19 protein-coding genes are annotated in these 17914 nt (G+C 56.7%); 8 read left to right on the top strand and 11 right to left on the bottom strand.

What is annotated here, in order from left to right; genetic code table 11:
• Positions 1-358: 358 nt before the first annotated feature.
• The 4 genes from OHL11_RS07710 (at position 359) to OHL11_RS07695 (ending at position 2506) form a co-directional block, all read left to right on the top strand.
• Positions 359-1093, top strand: a complete 735-nt coding sequence (locus tag OHL11_RS07710; RefSeq protein ID WP_263370919.1) for a YoaK family protein — start codon at positions 359-361, stop codon at positions 1091-1093.
• A 361-nt stretch (positions 1094-1454) separates the two neighbouring features.
• Complete coding sequence (locus tag OHL11_RS07705; RefSeq protein ID WP_263370918.1) at positions 1455-1838, top strand: sensor histidine kinase; 384 nt, start codon at positions 1455-1457, stop codon at positions 1836-1838.
• On the top strand, positions 1835-2116 hold the full coding sequence (locus OHL11_RS07700) for a sensor histidine kinase (protein WP_263370917.1): 282 nt from the start codon (positions 1835-1837) through the stop codon (positions 2114-2116). Before OHL11_RS07705 ends, OHL11_RS07700 begins: the two co-directional genes overlap by 4 nt.
• 123 nt (positions 2117-2239) lie before the next feature.
• Positions 2240-2506, top strand: a complete 267-nt coding sequence (locus OHL11_RS07695; RefSeq protein WP_263370916.1) for a GlsB/YeaQ/YmgE family stress response membrane protein — start codon at positions 2240-2242, stop codon at positions 2504-2506.
• Between the two features lie 93 nt (positions 2507-2599).
• Here OHL11_RS07695 and OHL11_RS07690 read toward each other — a convergent pair whose 3' ends face one another.
• The 10 genes from OHL11_RS07690 to OHL11_RS17425 all read right to left on the bottom strand — a co-directional run bounded on the left by OHL11_RS07690 (position 2600) and on the right by OHL11_RS17425 (position 9863).
• The gene (locus tag OHL11_RS07690) at positions 2600-3904 is read right to left on the bottom strand and encodes an Nramp family divalent metal transporter (protein WP_263370915.1); all 1305 of its coding nucleotides are present in this window, start codon (positions 3902-3904) and stop codon (positions 2600-2602) included.
• Between the two features lie 124 nt (positions 3905-4028).
• Positions 4029-4394, bottom strand: a complete 366-nt coding sequence (locus tag OHL11_RS07685) for an ATP-binding protein (protein WP_263370914.1) — start codon at positions 4392-4394, stop codon at positions 4029-4031.
• Between the two features lie 100 nt (positions 4395-4494).
• Complete coding sequence (locus OHL11_RS07680) at positions 4495-5037, bottom strand: PAS domain-containing protein (RefSeq protein ID WP_263370913.1); 543 nt, start codon at positions 5035-5037, stop codon at positions 4495-4497.
• Between the two features lie 536 nt (positions 5038-5573).
• Positions 5574-5774: an acyl-CoA dehydrogenase family protein gene (locus tag OHL11_RS17285; RefSeq protein ID WP_390236058.1), complete on the bottom strand. Its 201-nt coding sequence runs from the start codon at positions 5772-5774 to the stop codon at positions 5574-5576.
• A gap of 749 nt (positions 5775-6523) precedes the next feature.
• Positions 6524-6748 (bottom strand): acyl-CoA dehydrogenase family protein, encoded by a 225-nt coding sequence (locus tag OHL11_RS07675; RefSeq protein ID WP_263370912.1) that lies wholly within the window; start codon positions 6746-6748, stop codon positions 6524-6526.
• A gap of 93 nt (positions 6749-6841) precedes the next feature.
• Complete coding sequence (locus OHL11_RS07670) at positions 6842-7261, bottom strand: DUF3147 family protein (RefSeq protein WP_263370911.1); 420 nt, start codon at positions 7259-7261, stop codon at positions 6842-6844.
• Positions 7258-7605 (bottom strand): DUF3147 family protein, encoded by a 348-nt coding sequence (locus OHL11_RS07665; RefSeq protein ID WP_263370910.1) that lies wholly within the window; start codon positions 7603-7605, stop codon positions 7258-7260. The genes OHL11_RS07670 and OHL11_RS07665 overlap by 4 nt, the downstream gene beginning before the upstream one ends.
• A gap of 9 nt (positions 7606-7614) precedes the next feature.
• Positions 7615-8148 (bottom strand): inorganic diphosphatase, encoded by a 534-nt coding sequence (locus OHL11_RS07660; protein WP_263370909.1) that lies wholly within the window; start codon positions 8146-8148, stop codon positions 7615-7617.
• Between the two features lie 394 nt (positions 8149-8542).
• A complete protein-coding gene (locus OHL11_RS07655; protein ID WP_263370908.1) occupies positions 8543-8968 on the bottom strand; it encodes a response regulator in 426 nt (141 codons plus the stop codon).
• Between the two features lie 610 nt (positions 8969-9578).
• Positions 9579-9863, bottom strand: a complete 285-nt coding sequence (locus OHL11_RS17425; protein WP_263370907.1) for an alpha/beta fold hydrolase — start codon at positions 9861-9863, stop codon at positions 9579-9581.
• Positions 9864-10823: 960 nt separating this feature from the next.
• Between OHL11_RS17425 and OHL11_RS07645 the strand changes: the two genes are divergently transcribed.
• The 4 genes from OHL11_RS07645 to OHL11_RS17275 all read left to right on the top strand — a co-directional run bounded on the left by OHL11_RS07645 (position 10824) and on the right by OHL11_RS17275 (position 15378).
• The gene (locus tag OHL11_RS07645; RefSeq protein WP_263370906.1) at positions 10824-11732 is read left to right on the top strand and encodes an ArdC family protein; all 909 of its coding nucleotides are present in this window, start codon (positions 10824-10826) and stop codon (positions 11730-11732) included.
• A complete protein-coding gene (locus tag OHL11_RS07640; RefSeq protein WP_263370905.1) occupies positions 11732-12148 on the top strand; it encodes a DUF6908 domain-containing protein in 417 nt (138 codons plus the stop codon). Before OHL11_RS07645 ends, OHL11_RS07640 begins: the two co-directional genes overlap by 1 nt.
• 82 nt (positions 12149-12230) lie before the next feature.
• On the top strand, positions 12231-13916 hold the full coding sequence (locus OHL11_RS07635) for a ParB/RepB/Spo0J family partition protein (protein ID WP_263370904.1): 1686 nt from the start codon (positions 12231-12233) through the stop codon (positions 13914-13916).
• 661 nt (positions 13917-14577) lie between these two features.
• Positions 14578-15378, top strand: coding sequence for a lamin tail domain-containing protein (locus OHL11_RS17275; protein WP_396269468.1), 801 nt, complete (start codon positions 14578-14580; stop codon positions 15376-15378).
• Here the strand turns inward: OHL11_RS17275 and OHL11_RS07630 are convergent.
• A protein-coding gene (locus OHL11_RS07630) for an IS3 family transposase (RefSeq protein WP_263370903.1) occupies positions 15370-16574 on the bottom strand; the annotation gives its coding sequence in 2 pieces (ribosomal slippage) (positions 15370-16307 and positions 16307-16574; 1206 coding nt in all). The two genes, OHL11_RS17275 and OHL11_RS07630, sit on opposite strands and share 9 nt — an antisense overlap.
• Positions 16575-17914: the final 1340 nt, after the last annotated feature.

Raw genomic sequence — 17914 nt, 5'->3', positions numbered from 1 at the left:
CCCCGACGCAAAAGGCGGAGGGAGACTTCTAGACACGCTTTGCGGCGGGCCATTGTGGTAAGGGGTTTCGACACCCGAGGACGGTGCTTGCCCGTCGCATAGATAGCGGTAAACGCGACGGCCTTCACATCGACCAAGTCGTTTGCCATAGAAACTCAAATCCTCTGGACGTGCGTCTGCAAGGCTTTCAAAGCACTCTGCAGTCTTGACATGGCGCACTCGCGCTGTCCGACCATAGCTCCTTCAACTTGTCTTCGAATCTGCCCGGATCAGGTTTCATTCCGCCACTTTCAAGCGCCATGCCTCAACTGCAAGACGGCCGTCAGCGTTGCCAAAGAAGGTTCTGAGATCATAAGGAATGCCTCACCATTATCTGCGGCGACTCACGTCGATACAACGCACCGAGTCTGGGAATCGCCACCTTGCCCGATATCTTGCGTTCATCGCGGGAGCTGTGAATGCGGGGGGCTTTCTGGCAGTCCATCAATACACATCCCACATGTCAGGAATCGTGTCCTCGGTTGCTGATAATGTCGCAATCGGGAGCATCAGCCTCGCCGCAAACGGATGTGTGGCTGTGGCCTCGTTTTTGACCGGCGCCTTTTGCACGACCTTGTTCATCCGATGGGGTAAACGAAAGCATCTTCACAGTCAATATGCGTTGCCTCTGCTTGTTGAGGCGGTCCTCTTGCTCATCTTCGGAATCACAGGCAAAGCCTTCAGCGGAGAACGGTTCTTGCGTGCGGTCGCTTTACTTTGCTTCACAATGGGGCTTCAGAACGCCATGATTACCAAGCTGTCGAATGCCGTCATCCGGACAACCCATTTGACAGGCATGATTACGGATATCGGAATCTCCCTTGGAAGACTCGTCCTGGCGACACCTGACAACCTTGTCTCCACGTCTCAGGAATTCTCGCAGCTCCGTCTTCTCACGTCGCTGATATTCGCATTCTTCATCGGCGGGGTAACCGGAGCCAATGGATTCACCCGTGTCGGCTTTCTCTTCACGATTCCGCTCTCGATGATGTTGCTGGCAATGGCGATGCTGCCCATCTTCGATGACCTCAAGACACTGGATGCGCATGTCTGATGGTCGTCAAGGTAGCTCATAAGAGTTTGCACGGCACAACGCATCCACGGCGTCCAGAAACTCCGCTGGAAATGTTCCGAGTTCCATTCGGTAGACGGGGATATGCAGCCCTACGGCAGCAAACGTTCTTGACAACTGATGTGTTCACAATCCGGGACAGTGTGGCAGATGATTACGGTTTGGAAAGACCCGATTTGAGGGAAGACCACGTCCAGTTCCTCGCTCGTTGTCAGACTCGTGACAATGTAGCCGACGCTCTCCAGCAAGGATTAGAGGGTTTGCAATAGACTCTCATCGTGCCCATACACCAGCAAAAAACCTCGGACAACGCGTTCCGGCCGCTGCGCGACAGTCGCCTTACATGGGTACGGGCATAAAATGGAAGTGCGGCACCGTACCGGGAACCCAAGGCGATTGTATCGGTTCGATCGTCGATCCGGAAGTGCTCGAATATTTGCAAACCGCAGAGACTGAGCTGGGACGCATGGCGCATATCGCCAAACAGACGCTTGGCTACTATAGAGAACATGCCTCAGCGGCTGCCACTTCACTCAGCCAGATTGCAGCGGACGCAGTTCGTATCTATGAGCCCCGGTGCCTCCAAAGCGGAATCGCGATCAAGACCACCTTCGAATCGACGCGTGAGATAGTGGTTCGCCGTGGTGAAATGATGCAGGTGGTCTCGAACCTCATTGCGAATGCTGTGTATGCCCTGTCCTCCGGGGGACGATCTCCATTTCGGTGAAAGACGCTCCCGAGGAGGAAGGCGTCATCCTTTCCGTCGTAGATGACGGGATTGGTATACCTGCGGAACTCTTGCCGCGTATCTTCGAGGCTTTCTATACGACACGAAACACCATCGGAACGGGGATCGGATTGTTCGTCGCGAAGCAGTTTGTGGAGGGCTATGGCGGGACCATGACGATCGAGAGCAGCACTCTTTCCGGAGCCAGCGGAACCGCCGCAACGATCTTTATTCCCTACATCACGCGATACGTGAACGAACAATCCTCCACAGATTAACGAACTCCCCAGACATACGACATTCACTCCACAGGTCATCTCACTAGTCAGATCTCATTGGCACGCCAGAATGGTAGGCTTAGTGCGTGCCCACCATCAGGTGCGCCACTTCAGGAGGAATGTATGGGACATGGAATCATTGCCTGGATCATCATCGGTGTTGTGGCCGGATGGCTTACGGGAAAGATCATGAAGGGATCAGGCTTCGGGTTCTTTGTCGACATGATCGTCGGCCTTTGCGGTGCCTTGATCGGGGGCTTCCTCTTCAGTCATCTTGGAGCAGGCGGCGTCAATGAGCATGGCCTCATTATCAGCATCGTCATTGCTACCATCGGAGCCGTCATCCTCACATGGCTTTTCCGGCTCGTCACGGGCAATCGCACCACGTAATCTGACCCGCCGACTCGATTCGTTCGATCAGAGTCTTTGTCATGCCAATGGGCATACACGCTTTGACCAACGTTTGGGCTGAGATTCAGCCAATCAGATCGAAGATACGATAAGGCCTATGGCGGCGGCGCTCATAACCGCGGCACACGTCCAGCCGAGCCACCGCATGCCGGCGGAGTTGATTCGGTTACCCATCACCTTCTTGTCGCTGGTGAGAAGGACGACCATGACTACTAATGGCGGCGCTAGAAGACCGTTGAGAATGGCCGACCAGAACAACATCTTGACCGCGTTTAGATGAGCGAAGTCCAGCGCCAAACCAACTGCAATGGAGAGGGCAATCACTCCATAGAATCTGCGAGCGACTTGGGGTTTCATGTTCAAGGACGCCGCTCTCCATCGCGCGCTCTCGGCGACCGCGTAGGCACACGACCCAGCAAGAACAGGAACCGCCAGCATTCCCGTTCCGATCATGCCCATAGTGAAGAGCCAGTAAGCTCCTTGCCCAGCCAGCGGGCGTAAGGCCTCTGCCGCCTCCTTCGCTGTCTCGATACCTTTATGGCCGTGCGCATTCAATGTCGCAGCGGTCGTCAGGATCAGAAAATACATGACAACATTAGAGAGCAACATGCCAGTGACGACATCCCGCGTGGCCGACTTCAGTTCGGCATTGGTGGAACCTTTTCGTTGAGCGACAGTCGTCTTGCCGTGGTCCCGGTCCTCCTCGACCTCCTGAGCAGCCTGCCAGAAGAACAGGTAAGGCGAGATTGTGGTGCCGAGGATAGCCACCAACACTGCGATATAGTTCTTGCTCCATTCGAAATGCGGCAAGAATGTGTAGCGGCGAACGGCCAACCAGTCGGGATGGGCAAGAAACGCCGTTACCACATAGGCAAACAGAACCAATGTCAGGCATTTGAAGATTCTGGCCATCAGGCGGTAGGACGTCCAGAAAAGAAGTACGACGATGAGCATCGCAAAGAACGGCGTCCAATAAAAAGATCGAATCCCCGTCATCATCTGCATGGCATCCGCCATGCCGCCGAGATCGGCGCCGATGTTGAAGATGTTCGCGGTAATCACCGACGAACACGCCAGCCACAGAACCCACCGCGGATACCGCGTACGAATGACACTCGCCAGACCGCAACCGGTCACCATGCCAAGCTTTGCGCACATGAGTTGTACGGCAGCCATCAAGGGAAATGAGAGTAGTGCAGTCCAAAGTGTCGCGTATCCGAACGAAGCGCCCGCCACAGAATAGGTCGAGATGCCGGAAGGATCATCGTCGGCAGCTCCGGTGATGATGCCTGGACCAAGCTCTTTCAGAAAGCGCTGGAGGCCGTTCGAAGGTACATCCTCTGCCGGAACATCGGGGGAAACGCTCTGATTCTTCACGCCCTATGGTACGGGAAAGCTTCCTTCCCGCGCACAAATTCCGAGCGTCTGTTCCCAACAACTGAGTCTTGAGAGGACAGTCCGGGGCACCTGATATCCCTGAGTCGATTCATGGCATCAGGAACTAGTGAGAGTGAGAATCGCTGAACTCGACTAGGAAGATGGCACCGAGTGAGGAATTCTTTATGGTGATGGTGCCCCCGTATTTCTCAACAATCTCTTTCGTCACCCGAAGTCCCAAGCCCGTCCCCACGTCCTGCTTCGTCGTAAACAATGGGGTGAAGATTTTGTCTTTGAGATCTTCGGGGACACCCCTCCCATCATCTTCTATGGCTAACCGGAAGTGGCCTTCCCCCTGGGACGCTGAGACTGCGATCTCGCCACCGACAGAGCACGCATCAATCGCATTCGACAGCAGGTTCGAAATCACCTGCTGGAAATCACCCTTCGCCATACGGAGCTTGATTTCGCAATGAATCTTCGTCGCCAATTCAATGGACTTCGAGGCTAGGCGAGTGGCGTAGATGCGAAGAATATGTTCGATCGCTTCTGCGACATCGAAACACTGGTTCGGATCACGGTTCTGGCTTCTAATAGAAGACAGGCGTTTGCTTCACCAAGTGAGAAACGCGCTCGAGTTCGAGGTTTGCCAACTTCAAATATTCACGCGCTGCTTCGCTGAGCTGTTCAGCTCCAAGAAGAAAGAGGAGATTCGTGATCGCCTCGAGTGGATTGTTGATCTCATGGGAGACGGTCGCCGCCAAACGACCCGCGGCCGCCAAGGCTTCCGCTTTGCGGAGAGCGTCTTCCGTGCGCAGCCGCTCGGTCATATCGCGAATCGTTAGAGTGAAGGCGATTCGGTGGCCCGTGTCATCGTAAATCGGGTTCACGGTAACGTCCACGGTTCGAGCTTGGTGCGGAAGATTCAAAGTCAGAGTGACGGGAGATTTTGTCTCTCCTTCTCTCAAGAGTTCCCGAACGCTCTGTGCCCAGAGGCTGCTGATAGGTTGATTGAGTGCTCGATCTGGCGGGATGCCGAACAATTCTTGCGCCGCAGGATTGTAGCTGGCAATGCGGTCTTCGCTGTCAAGCGAAACCACTGCGTCCCCAGCATGTTCGAGGATGCTCGCCAAAAACCGGTCCGATATGATCAGTCGTCGCAATTGGAGCGGATCGACAGAACCCGGCGACGCCGTCAGGCGTGCATTGAACCGGTCTAAGGTCGTCCTAGTGGTTCGCCGCTGCTCTCCGCTCCGGTAGGCTGTCTCCATCGTATGACCGAAGGCAGCGCCTTCCGGGTCTACACAACGCCAGTGCATGCCGATCCGAGGAAGTGGACCGAGTTCGGATTGAAGCTTATCCTCATCGGCCGTGAAACAAAGAAAGAGGATTTGCGTTGGCGGAGAGGCCGTATGGAGCGCTCTTGCCGAGTCGGCAACATGCGGAAAGTAGGGGAAAGAAACGCAAGACTGAAACCCTCCTCGCTGGAGGAAACGATACTCGCCAGTCGGAAAGCCCCACACAAACACGAACCTCCGCGCCGACGCGTCGAGCAAATTCGTTCAATCTAGGCTGAAAGGAGTTCGAGCAAGTCCCAGGTTCGAGCGACAGAATCGAGCCTTTTCTCCTGGCGAAGCGCTCGGTGACGGGATGGGAACAATTTGACCCATTAGAGAAGTGGCAGTCCAAGCAGCGCCTTTCCTGCCCAAAGCTTGAGCAAATTCGTTGTGGGTGCCATCACGTGACTCGCTCTTGCATCACGCAGCAGGCGCGCCAGTTTGCCGTTTTCACGGTAACCCCGGCCCCCGCAGAGACTTATCGCCTCATTCGCAACGGAAACGGCTGCGTCACCAGCTACGGCCTTGCTCATCAGAATTGGCACAGGGCCGCCGGGATCGCCTGGTCACCCAGCCGCGCCGCCCGATACACCAGTTGTCTTGCCTGCTCAACCTTGCCCACATCTCATCAGTTTGATGGCGAATGACGGGAGCGTCGCTGAGGCTTTCCCCAAGGGAATCGTAGGAACGCGTTTTCACGTGGACAACAGCGATATCGAATGCGGCCTCTGCGATTCCCAGTAGGTTGCGCCATCGCCGTAAGAAAATATGGGGCCACCACCTGAAACACGTACCTGATTTGAGCGCCGGTGTCGCCGAGCATTGCGAGGCGCCCACATGCACACCGTCAAACCAAATCGGCCGGGAGGCGTTGCCACGCATTCCAAAGCCTTCCCACTGGCCAAGCACCTCGATTCCGGCCGCATCGCTGTCGGCGACGACGCAGCTGAATTCGCCACTCGCTAGCTCTGAGTCGCCTCAATACAGGAAATCACATAGGAGTCGGCCATGTCCGGCGTTTGTGACAAATTGCTTCGTCCCAAATAGCTTGTAGCCCCGCTCGGCGATCCTGAATTCCATCTGAGGAAGATAAGAATGACGCCGCTGCCCGTCTCGGAAAGGGCAAGTGTCGTTATATGCTGGCCTGCGGCTATGGGAACCAGGTAACGATCCACTTGCTCTTTCGTAGCCTTGGCAGCGATTACCGCTGTGCCCACGCAATGCATTCCGAAGCACATTGAGGACGAGGAGCACCCTTGCGCTGAAACTTCGGTTGCCGCGATTAGGCCCTGTAGCCCTTGTCCCAGTCCCCAAGTCGTTCCGAAACGTGTAAACCCAGCAGGCCCGCTGCCGCCAACGCCTGCATCGTGTGCTCCGGCCAGATACCAAGCCGGTCTACTTCTTCTGCCCGTGGTTCCGCTACTTCGATGGTGATCTCTTTGACCTTTTCTCGGATATGACGGAGGGCCGCGGCGGGAAATTCATCTGTTCCGGAACTGAAAAGCATGGTTTGGGCTTCACTGTCTTGTGAAGCTTGATTCTAGCTAAATATGCAGTTCGCATCGTTTACGATCACCTGTTCGACGGTGACGTACTCGTTTCAGCCTTTTCGGAAAGCCCACAGAAGATAGGAAACCACCGTCCAGCTTGCGAACGCGAGCATGACAGTGGCTAGCGCATTGTGCTGGGGAATGAATTGCCAGAGAACGAGCCCGAAAGCGGCCAGCCCAAAACAACCGAGCGAAGCGCCTGAAGCGTCGATGCTCGCAGCGATGCGGCCTCTCTGGGTTCCATCTGCGCCAATCTCCTGCTTCCGTCGCTTCTCGTTGTTCTCGATCATCGTCGCGCTCGCCGGGAAGATGGCTGGAAAGGCAAGAAATAGGCCTCCCAGAACCGGACCATACCGCCGTGCGATGATTCCGGCGAGCGCAGTACAAACTCCACCGAAGAAGAAGCGCGCGACGTATTCATGGAAACGAGTTTCCTTGAGCGAGGAAAAGCTAAATCCAATCTTTCTCATCGGGTAGCACCGAGGGCGTACCAGAGTCCGAGAAAAACAACGAACCAGAACGGCATCATGCTCACCGCGGCACTGAGAGCAGACGGGCGATAGCGCCGCAGCAACCAGCTCACGCCCAGCGCGTAGACGAGGAACCCCGCTGCACCGCCAAGCATGGAGCGAGCTTCCATGGCGGCGTAGATCTTTCCGTCATGGTGAATGGTTAAGGCGAGCGTTGCGAGCGCCACCGAGGGGGCAGCACCCAGAAGGCCAGCAAAGCTCTTTGGTCGGAGGATGTCGGCGAGAGTGGAGAAACAGCTTACGAGCAATCCTCCGACGAGGAATCGAATCAGGATGTCAGACATGCGTCGGCCCTACTTCGCGTTCTTCTCCGCTTTCTTGATCAGCGCAGTCGCAGCCTCCGCGTCCTTGCAGCCAAGCAACTTGTACTTCTTTCCTTCGAGGTTGTGGTAGTTGACGAAGAAGACCTCGAGTTCCTTAATCCATTTCGGCGGCAAATCTCTAAGCCTCCGGATGTTCGCATACATATGGTTTGCATCGGCAACCGCGACAAGGCGATCGTTCCTGATCTTCTTCTTCCCATCAAGTTGTTCTCCCTCGATGACCCCCACAAGCCGAGATGGAACCAGGCAGCCCGGGAACGCGGGCTCATCCATCAGAAGCAGCACGTCGATGGAATCGCCATCGGGGGCGAGTGTCTGCGGAAGAAATCCGAAGTCATACGGGAAGCTCATCCCAGCAGGCATAACTTTCTTCAGCGCGAAGATTCCCTGGTCCGGATCGAACGCGAACTTGTTGCGGCTTCCGGCTGGGGTTTCGATAACGACCTGCAGGAGGTCATCTCTCGTGATTGGCTTGAGCTTCGTAGGTGACGCGAGAGATTTCATGGAGACTCCAACCCGCAGTTGAATTGTTAACGGGGTTACAGATTGCTTTGATTGCGGGCACTGAAGTTGGGTTGGCGTTGTTTTGTGACGTGACCCGCCCGTCGCCTCGTTCTGGGAGGGGAAGAATTCATTCTGGCTAGATAGATCGCAGCGATTAGGACTGATTTGCGGTGGGAATGGGCCAGCGGCAAAGGTCTACAGCATTGGAACAGCCAGAGGAGGCTTCCTCACATCTGTTGCTATACCCGGGCGATTCCTACGGGTACACGACGCCTGAGTGGCACATGAATAGACGGCTCCTCCTAGAGCCGAGCGTATGTGCGAACCAAACAGTTTGCTGAGGTAACACCCTCAGATGCAGCTTCGCCTTCAGCGACGTATCGGAGGTCAACGTTCAGTTCTGCTTTGGAGCTTCATTCAGCGTCATCCAATAAGCGCCGATCTGCCGCGCTGCTTCGGCAAAACTTGTGTAGTCCACCGGCTTTCGAATGTAACTGTTCACACCCAAACGATAGCTGCCTACAACATCCGATTCTTCATCCGAGGAAGTCAGCACCACCACCGGAAGCGTGGCTGTTGCCTCTGTTGACCGAATACGCCTTAACACCTCCAGGCCATCGATCTTTGGAAGCTTCAAGTCCAGAAGCACCACTTGGGGGCGGACCGAATCGTTCCCACAGAGCGCTTCCATGGCTTCTTCGCCATCGCGGGCCACTCGGATCTCCTCTGCCAGCTGCGATTTCTTCAGAGCACGAATCGCAAGCAGTTCATGATCAGGATCATCTTCGACCAGTAGAAGTGTCTTGACAGGACTCGACATGAATCTCTCCTCCGAAAGTGGCTTCTGGGTCATTGTAGTCGGCTCATGAGGACACGCAACACTCAGGTTGGTTCGGCAAGCGAATTCGTTGATTCAAAACCCATGACGCAATAGTGCGGCATCGGTCTCAAGTCGGCAATTCGCGTTCGCCCGCTAACGACTCGACCCTTGGATAAACGCCAGCAAATCTGCGTTGATCGTTTCGGCCTCAGTGGTGGGCATCCCATGGGGAAATCGTCGTAGGTAATCAGCTTGCCGTTGCGAAGCAGTTCCGCCGAACGTGGTCCCGAAGCATCATAGGGCACGATCTGGTCAGCCTTGCTGTGCATGACAAGCACCGGAATCGTAATCTGCCTCAGATCTTCCGTAAAGTCAGTTTGGGAGAAAGGCCACGATCCCGTCGTAATGGGCCTTGGCGCTGCCCATCATCCCTTGGCGCCACCAGTTGAGGATGACTGGCTCCGACGACCTGGTGAGCAGCTTGTTGAACCCGTAGAACGGTCCGGCGGGAACATCATGATAGAACTGCGCACGATTCGCTGCGAGTTTCGCCTGGAAGTCATCGAAGACGGTCTTCGGAGTCCCTCGGTATTTGATTCTGTCTTCACCATTAAAGGCGGAACGGCACTGATAAGCGCGGCCTTGGAAACCCGGTCTTCTCCATGTCGCGCAATGTAGCGAACGACCTCGCCTCGCCCGTCGAGTGTCCAACGTGGATGGCTCCCTGGACGCCCAACTCGTTCACGACTGCCGCCACATCGTCGGCATAGTGGTCGATGTCGTGTCCATCCCAGACCTGGGCGGAACGTCCATGGCCGCGGCGATCATGCGCGATGACACGGAAACCCTGTCCCATGAAAAAGAGCATCTGGGCGTCCCAATCATCCGAACTCATTTGCGATTTCCTCCTGCGAAGATTCTGTAAGTTCTCTCGTCAACTACGAACCAACTGGAAGTCTGCCTGCTTTCGCCGCAGGGTGATCTTTCAACCACTATCCGCTCCATTACAGAGCGGCGTTCGCTTTCTCCAGCATCCTTTACCCGCTGCTCCATCAGCGTGCCTTGCGGCGACACCTGCCTCCGAAGAGGCGGAGGATCGGGCTTACCTTGTTCCGTTTGAGTGACACGAATGACATCTGCCCCCGCCTTTACACCGGCAGCCTTTATGTCCGTGTGCCTCCATACCTTCCGGTGGATGCATCCGGCTGCGTGCCTTTTGGCTAGAGCCTGACAGCGTGTTTGGCTCTTTGGAGGTACGGCGCCTACGGCGATTCACATTGCCTAGCGCTCCCACCACCTTGACGCTGGCAGTGGTAGAGAACACCTCACTGCATTCTCCTTGTCAGAACGACAGAGGCACAATGTCTCGACAGCTTTCGACCCAGCCGTTACCAGCTACGCCGATATCGATAGGCTACTGCGGACGGAACCGCAAGTTCAGCTCACTCCTTTCTGTTGAACAATCACTCAAACAGCTTCAAGTCGCACAGGTGTCTCCTCCCTGGCTACGATCGCTTCACGCTCTTTGCCACCCTCCTCAGCGGGATGTTCCTTCCCGCAACGCCCTCCCTAGTTCCTGTGCGCTCGAGCGCACAGATGCGGAAACCAAACCTCCCTAAGGGGCGCTGCCCCAATCGCGCGGCGCAAGGGGTTTCCCGCAGTCTTCCGCGCTTCGCTTGTGCAGACCTCCGCTGCGCTTCGCCCTTTCCGTTTCAGCTGCGCTTGCTCTCCAAGGGTGGGAGATACCCCTCCCCTTGCGCCTTGCTACCCCCGCCTTCGCCAGGTGGCGTTCGGCATGTACATGCCGCGTTTCAACGCGGAAGTGCAAAAGCCAAGGCCGACAAGGAGAGACATCATGAACAGCACCACCATCGCAGCCGCCCTTAACGACAGCAAGAAGCCCCTCACGAAACAGGAACTCATCGCCGCCAACATCAAGCTCCTCATCGAGCAGCTGGAGGCAGGGAAGTCCGACGCCCTCACCAATTACCTCACCGCTATGAGTCGTTTTCATCGCTACAGCTTTGGCAACGTCTTGGAGATCGCGCGGCAGATGCCCACAGCCACGCGTGTAGCTGGCTTCTGGACGTGGAAGAACCTCGGACGTTCCGTCAACGCTGGAGCCAAGGGCATTCGCATTCTCGCTCCCATCGTCGGCCTCCGCCGTAAGAAGGACACCGATGCGACCACTGATGCCAGCAAGCAGAACGAACGCGCTTTGCTTGGTTTCCGCAATACCTATGTCTTCGATATCTCGCAGACCAACGGTGTGGACTTGCCGAGCCTGAATGAAGTGTCTGGCGACCCCGGCGAAAACATCGAACTTCTGGCCGCTTTCGTGAAGGGCAAGGGCATTCAGCTTATCTACAACGAAAAGATCGCACCCGCACTCGGTATGAGCTACGGCGGTCGTATCGCCATCCTCCCCGGTCAATCGAAGGCCGAAGAGTTCGCGACGCTCGTGCATGAGACGGCGCACGAACTTCTCCACAAAGCGGAACGCCGCACCTCCACCACCAAGACCACTCGCGAACTCGAAGCCGAGGCCGTGGCCTTCGTGGTCGGGAAAGCTGTCGGCTTGGTGAATGGCAACGCCTCCTCAGATTACATCCAGCTTTACCAGGGCAATGCTTCACTGCTGGCCGAGAGCTTGGAAGTGATTCAGCAGACCTCGGCGGTCATCCTCGCTGCGTTGGAGACTCCCAACGGCGACCCGCAAGAAGAACAGCAACCGGCTGACTCCGAACTCGAGGAGGCGGCCTAATGCGAATCCTTCTCGACATCCTCGAAGCTGTAGGAGGCTGGAACCACGGCCTCCATATCCAAATCGACAATCAGCCCTATCTTCCCTTGGTGATCGAGGCGATGGATGAGTGCGGCCCTTGTGGCCTTCCCGCCGTCTCCGTGACCCACTACGGCAAACAGAACGGCGATGCCATGCGCGACCCCGAGATGTGTTTTGAACTCGGCTTCGCTGGTGGCGCTCATCTCAACCCCTTCTATTGGCGCAACGACTACATCGGCATAGAGCAATGGAGCCGCTTCATTCGTGACGGCAACTACTGCTATCACGCGCAGCTTCACGAACAACACGAGGCCTTCGCCAAGCTGTGGGACAAGAACCTGCGCCAGCAACGCTTCTTCGAGGCTTTCCAGCAGCAGCAAGCCAAGATCGCCTAAACCTTCCTCCATCCACTGGAGCGAAGACAAGGCAGCGTGTTCGCTTCACCACGTCCATCGTCATCAGCCCAAGGAGGGCATCATGCAAGACAGCAGCCCGTTCCAATTCATCGCCATCGATCACATCGACGAGTCCACCACCAACCCGCGCCAGACCTTCGACGCAACCAAGCTCGACGAGCTTGCTACGTCGATCATCATGAATGGCGTGATTCAACCCATCGTCGTTCGCCCTCACGCCAATCGGTTTGAAGTGGTCGCCGGTGCGCGTCGCTTCCGCGCTTCCGTGATCGCCGAACAGTTCTCCATCCCGGCGCGTGTTGTCGAACTCAACGACGCGCAAGCCGTCGAATGGCAGTTAGTCGAGAACTCGCAGCGCGAAGATGTTCATCCTTATGAAGAAGCGCAGGGCTTCCAGCGTCTTCTCGATATGCCCGGCTATGATGTGGCCGCGATTGCCTTGAAGTCCGGCAAGAGTGCGAGCCACATCTATGCGCGGTTATCTCTACTGCAACTCATCCCCGAAGTGGCGAAGGCGTTTGTGGAGGAGCGCATCACCGCCAGCCATGCGAACCTCATCGCTCGCTTGCAGCAGGAGCATCAAGCGGATGCGTTCGCTAACTGCTGGCGCAAGGACTGGAAGGACGAAGAAGCCCATCTGCTTCCTGCCAAGCACCTCAGCGCATGGATTCAGAGCAATCTCTATCTCGACCTAGAGGCGGCTCCGTTCGACAAGGACGATCCCACCCTCAACCCCTCTGCGGGTTCGTGCTTCGCTTGCCCTCGTCGCAGCGGTTACAACACCAGCCTCTTTGCCGACGTGCAGGGCGATCAGTGTCTCGATGCCGCTTGCTTCCAAGGCAAGATCACCGCACACCTCGACCGCGAATTGGCTGCGCGGCCTGAGCTGGTGCAGATCGAAACCGCATGGCGCAACCCCAAAGACCAGCGCCCCGGCGCTCTCAATCGCAACGATTATCGCGAGCTGCCCGACGCCGATAACCCCGACGCCGAGCCGCCCTGCGCTCACGCGAAACCCGCTCTGATCGTCTTCGGGAAGGGAATCGGGCGTACCGTCATGGTCTGCCTAGAACCTGAGTGCTCCGTTCACAGCAACCAGCCGGAGTACGACGACGAAGAGGAGATCGCCGCCGCGCCTGCTATGCCACCCGCACCCGAGGAGGAAACGGAAGAGGAGGCTGCGCAACGCATCGTGGAACATGAGCAGCGTGTTGCTGAGTACGAAGCCGAGGAGACGCGTAAACGCGAAGAGCGCAAAGCCGCTGTGGAGCGGTTGGAGCAAGAAAGGGAAGCCGAACGCGTCCAACGCGAGAGGCATCTCAAGGCCCGGGCGGCCACCTTCGAGCGCATCCTTGCCAATGCTCCCGAGGCATTCAATGCGGCACAGCTGCGAACCATCCTCAGCCTCTTGATCCATCTCGATCCTTACGACTACTTGGACAAGGTCATGGCCTTCTACACCAAGGAAGACGAGAACACAGAGCAGTCCGTCGAGCAGATCGTCTCGTCGGTTCTCGGGGCAACTCCAGACGAGAAGCTCACCAGCTTCGCTCTGCGTCTTCTACTCTCCGACCATGTGGCCATCCCGCAGGAAGATCAACCTGACTTGTTGGCCGAAGCAGAACAAATCTTCGCGCCCGAGCAGCTCAAGACCGCCAAGCCTAAGAAAGCGCCCACTACCAAGCCTGCCCTGATCAAGGCTGCCGCAAAAGGCAAGAAGCCCTCCATCCCTAAAAAGGCCGCATAGCCTCGAGACAGAGTGGCCTCGGATCCTCCGAGGCCACTGCGTTCGTGTGGGAAATTGCGCTGGGAGACACCTCTTCGGTTTCTCCCAGACCCTTTTCCAGTTGGCCCGGCCCCCGCTCGCCGGCTGCGCGGTAGATGTCGTGTCCTTGGAAGATTGACCTCTATTTTCGCGGGAAGTGCAGGTGAGCGCGCTGCAGGCGATCAACTCTTGGTTTATCCACGACGGACGGTGAGACCCAAACAATCAGTCGGTAGCCCACGAAGATTGGATCAGATCAATCCCTGAAGGGTCTTGACGCGATATTTGTATGGGAGCTGGGCAGTCAACAAGAGATTATTCTTGGCTATCTAAAGATAGCCAAGAATAATCTCTTCGTATGTAACCTTTTCCCGAATCGGTGTTACTCTCTAGAAACTTTATCAAAAACAATTAGGTTCGGATCTTCGCTGAGTATGCCGACCACAGATGGATCATGGGTTTCCGTGTGCGCAAGTGATGTTCTCTTTTCAGGAGATGACATGCGTACACTACCGTGCTTGGCCACGGAACGGCTTTCGTTGGTCCTAAAGTGGTCTACAACAAAAGTAATCAAGTGCCTATCGCTTGGCTTCCTCCTGCTTATTATTTTTAGTAGATCTGCACTGGCCAGTCCACCAGCGTTGTGATCGATCAGGTGTACGGTGCTGGCGGCAGTTCAGCTCAATCTGGAACCGCGCTCTATCGGACGGATTACGTGGAGCTGTTCAATCTGGGCACCACCGACGCGAGCATCGGCGGTTGGTCCGTCCAGTACGCGGCGACAACCGGAACGGTTGCGTCAAATCCCACAGTCATTCCTGCTGGGACAATGCTTCCTGCCGGTAAGCGCTATCTCATCGCGAGCAGCACGGATGGGACCGTCGGAGCTGTGCTTCCCGTTACGCCAGACCTAACCGGAACGCTGAACATGAGCTCCACTGCCGGTAGGGTATATTTGCTCAGCAATTCCACGAAAGTGACCTCGACGTGCCCAACCACGAGCGATGGCATCGTCGATAAGGTGTCGTACGGCACTGGCAGTGGATGCTCCGAGGGCGCTTCACCAGCGCCCACACCGTCAACAGCGCAGATCGTGATCCGTAGTGCATCCTGCACGGATACTGATCAGAATGGTTCCGATTTCAGTGTTGCGAGCGCGCCGGCACCCCGAAATCTGAATTCAGCGGCAACTCCGTGCGGCGGCGGCGGGGGAGGAAGTGCTTCTCCCATTTCGCTATCGAACGCGAACGCAAGTCCCTCGGCGTTGACTCCCGGCTCCACGACGCTCCTATATGTCACGGCGACTCCGGGAACCTACGCCATCGCAGGAGTCACCGTAGATCTGAGTGCCTTGGGAGGATCGTCTAGCCAGGCTCTTTTCGACGACGCAACGCATGGAGACTGGTCTGACCGATATTTTGTACCAGTTGGATTGTTAGTGTAGCGCAGTGATCTCCGAGTTCGGATCGATGCAGGATGCGGCAGGTGGAGGAGGCGTGAGCGAAGCGAACGGCTCCTCCGCCTGCCGAGAGGCTGATGCCAGCCAAGCCTCTGGCGCTGGCGGTCTGTAGCCCAGCGAGGAGTGTGGTCTGGCGGTGTTGTAGTGCTTGCGCCCGCGTTCGGCAAGTACGCGCAGTTCCTTGATCGAGTAGAAGATCTCTCCGTTCAGGAACTCATCACGCATCTTCGAGTTGAAGCTCTCGCAGTAGCCGTTCTCCCACGGTGAGCCGGGCTCGATGTAGGCTGTCTTTGCTCCCGTGTCCGCGAGCCATCTGCGAAGATCGTGCGCGACGAACTCAGGGCCATTGTCGGAACGCAGATGCTCAGGCACGCCCTTCATGACCATCACATCGGCCAGCGCGGCGATGACCAGCGCGGACGACCATCTGCGTTCCACGCGCACCAGCAGCGCCTCGCGCGTGTGCTCGTCGATCAGATTCAACGCCCGCGCCATGCGGCCGTCATGCGTGCGCACGCTCACGAAGTCATAGCTCCACACATGGTTGGCATGCGTGGGCCGCAGCCTCACACACGAGCCGTCGTTGAACCACAGACGACCACGCGGCTTCTGCTTCTGCGGCACCTTCAGACCTTCACGTCGCCAGATACGCTCGACACGATCCTTGCCGACCTTCCAGCCCGCTCGCACCAGCAGCGCCGTGATCCGTCGATAGCCATACCGGCCATACTGGCCCGCCAGGGTGATGATCGCCTGCGTCAGCTTGTCTTCATTCGCCCGTTGCGTCGGCCGATAACGCTGCCTGCCGCGTGGCTGCTTCGCCAGACGGCACGCTCGTCGCTCAGTTAGGCCATGCCGCTGTTGCGCATGCTCCGCAGCCTGACGCCGACGCTCCGGGCTTAGAAGTTTCCCGAGGCGAAGTCCTTCAACACAAGACTATCCAGGCTCAGGTTCGCCACCAACCGCTTCAGCTTCGCGTTCTCCACCTCAAGCTCCTTCAGACGCTTGGCCTGGTCCACCTGCAGCCCCCCGTACTCCTTGCGCCAACGGTAGTACGTCTGCTCCGTAATCGACGCGTCCTTGCACGCCTGAACCGTCGTCTTCCCGTTCGCAACCGCCACTTCAATCTGACGCAGCAGGTTCACTACCTGCTCCGCACTATGCTTCTTGCCCCTCGGCATATCAAGCTCCTTGTACTCAGTCTCTATCACTCAGACTGGTACAAAAAACGCCGGGCAGACCAGTGCAGAGAAGCTCCTCTTGTGGGAGCTGTGAACTCGAATATTCATAAGGTAATCCGTATGGGGTTACCTGTGAGTATATCTGCATTTCGGCGAAATATATCGATTAATAAGTATGGTCACAATCATTCCATGCCCTTCCAATTTGGTCGTGAGTAGACGTAAGCATCCCGACGCCGTCCGAAAGCAAGATCTACCATTTCGAACGAATCAATACAGATCATCGATTTGCGTTGGAGCCGGGCGAGAAGAAGGTCGAGATTCATCCGCTGCGAGTTCTCGACGCCACGTCCGACGGACTGAATTTCGCGATTGAGGTCTGCGCATGAAGGAGCTGAGCCCGCAGCGTAGTTGGCTGCCTAGAGGATTAACGCCACGGATCGACCCATTCCAGTCATGTTGGGCCAGCTTTTCCCGGCTCAATCCCATCAATTCCCACAACGATTCATCGAGAGCAGGCCAGTTCGGCTGCCATCCGTTGTGCGGCCAGCAAATCGAGGTGAGCGGAGGCATACGATGCAACTCGCACGGCATTTGGAAGAGCCCAGTCCCCACTTAACTCCGTATGGGTACTGAATCCGCAGGCGAATTCTGTCTCGAAGTTTAGCCAGAGCGGAGGACCTCTGAGCGGCGGCCTTTCTGGTACCGCAGTGGCAGTGAATGGACCGCCCGCGGGCTTTTTTGAGGGTGGGCTTTCTGTGCCTAACTCTTTGGCTATTGATGCTCACGACAACTCGTGGATTGCGAATTGCGGTGATGGGTGCCCTTCGCCGGCGGGAGCTGGGAATATCACAGAGCTGGATCCCACCGGCAATGCAGTCTCCCCGGCCGCTGGCTTCTCCCCTGGGGGGCTGACTTACAGCACCGGCATCGCTCTCGACAGTACAGCTCGTGTCTGGGTCGCCAATGGCTTCAGCAATTCGCTCGACACCTTGGATGCCAGCGGTCAGTTGCAGACCGGGCCTGCTGGATCCACCACCTCAGCATTGTGGTCGCGGTCTCCGGTGCTATGTGTCGTGGTTGCAAACGGTACCGTCACTGCAGTCGTCCTGTTCGCAACCCGCTGTGGAGGCAGCGTTCGTAATTCGAATACGGCCTCTCTTCTCTTCGGGCGGGAGTGCTTTTTATCGCCTAAGATGTATTGCTGATTCTCGTATTTATTGCTTGACACGCCGTTCGAATTCAATTCTTATCGACTGAATGCATCAGAGCTTACCTAATTCGCGTACCCAACGCATGGTCGCCCTGGCCGTTACGCTCTGTTGTGGTTGTTGCTCGTT

It is taken from the genome of Granulicella cerasi (genome assembly GCF_025685575.1).
GTDB lineage: Bacteria > Acidobacteriota > Terriglobia > Terriglobales > Acidobacteriaceae > Granulicella > Granulicella cerasi.
Note: the sequence above shows the minus strand (reverse complement) of the source record. Positions and strands in the feature narration are given on the sequence as shown.

Bases quoted from the DNA above. Each gene is read 5' to 3' on its own strand.
- OHL11_RS07710 (WP_263370919.1), top strand. From the start codon at position 359: ATGCCTCACCATTATCTGCGGCGACTCACGTCGATACAACGCACCGAG.
- OHL11_RS17425 (WP_263370907.1), bottom strand. From the start codon at position 9,863: ATGAGTTCGGATGATTGGGACGCCCAGATGCTCTTTTTCATGGGACAG.
- OHL11_RS07640 (WP_263370905.1), top strand. From the start codon at position 11,732: ATGCGAATCCTTCTCGACATCCTCGAAGCTGTAGGAGGCTGGAACCAC.
- OHL11_RS07695 (WP_263370916.1), top strand. From the start codon at position 2,240: ATGGGACATGGAATCATTGCCTGGATCATCATCGGTGTTGTGGCCGGA.
- OHL11_RS07645 (WP_263370906.1), top strand. From the start codon at position 10,824: ATGAACAGCACCACCATCGCAGCCGCCCTTAACGACAGCAAGAAGCCC.
- OHL11_RS07635 (WP_263370904.1), top strand. From the start codon at position 12,231: ATGCAAGACAGCAGCCCGTTCCAATTCATCGCCATCGATCACATCGAC.
- OHL11_RS07660 (WP_263370909.1), bottom strand. From the start codon at position 8,148: ATGAAATCTCTCGCGTCACCTACGAAGCTCAAGCCAATCACGAGAGAT.
- OHL11_RS17285 (WP_390236058.1), bottom strand. From the start codon at position 5,774: ATGAGCAAGGCCGTAGCTGGTGACGCAGCCGTTTCCGTTGCGAATGAG.
- OHL11_RS07675 (WP_263370912.1), bottom strand. From the start codon at position 6,748: ATGCTTTTCAGTTCCGGAACAGATGAATTTCCCGCCGCGGCCCTCCGT.
- OHL11_RS07665 (WP_263370910.1), bottom strand. From the start codon at position 7,605: ATGTCTGACATCCTGATTCGATTCCTCGTCGGAGGATTGCTCGTAAGC.
- OHL11_RS07655 (WP_263370908.1), bottom strand. From the start codon at position 8,968: ATGTCGAGTCCTGTCAAGACACTTCTACTGGTCGAAGATGATCCTGAT.
- OHL11_RS07705 (WP_263370918.1), top strand. From the start codon at position 1,455: ATGGGTACGGGCATAAAATGGAAGTGCGGCACCGTACCGGGAACCCAA.
- OHL11_RS07670 (WP_263370911.1), bottom strand. From the start codon at position 7,261: ATGAGAAAGATTGGATTTAGCTTTTCCTCGCTCAAGGAAACTCGTTTC.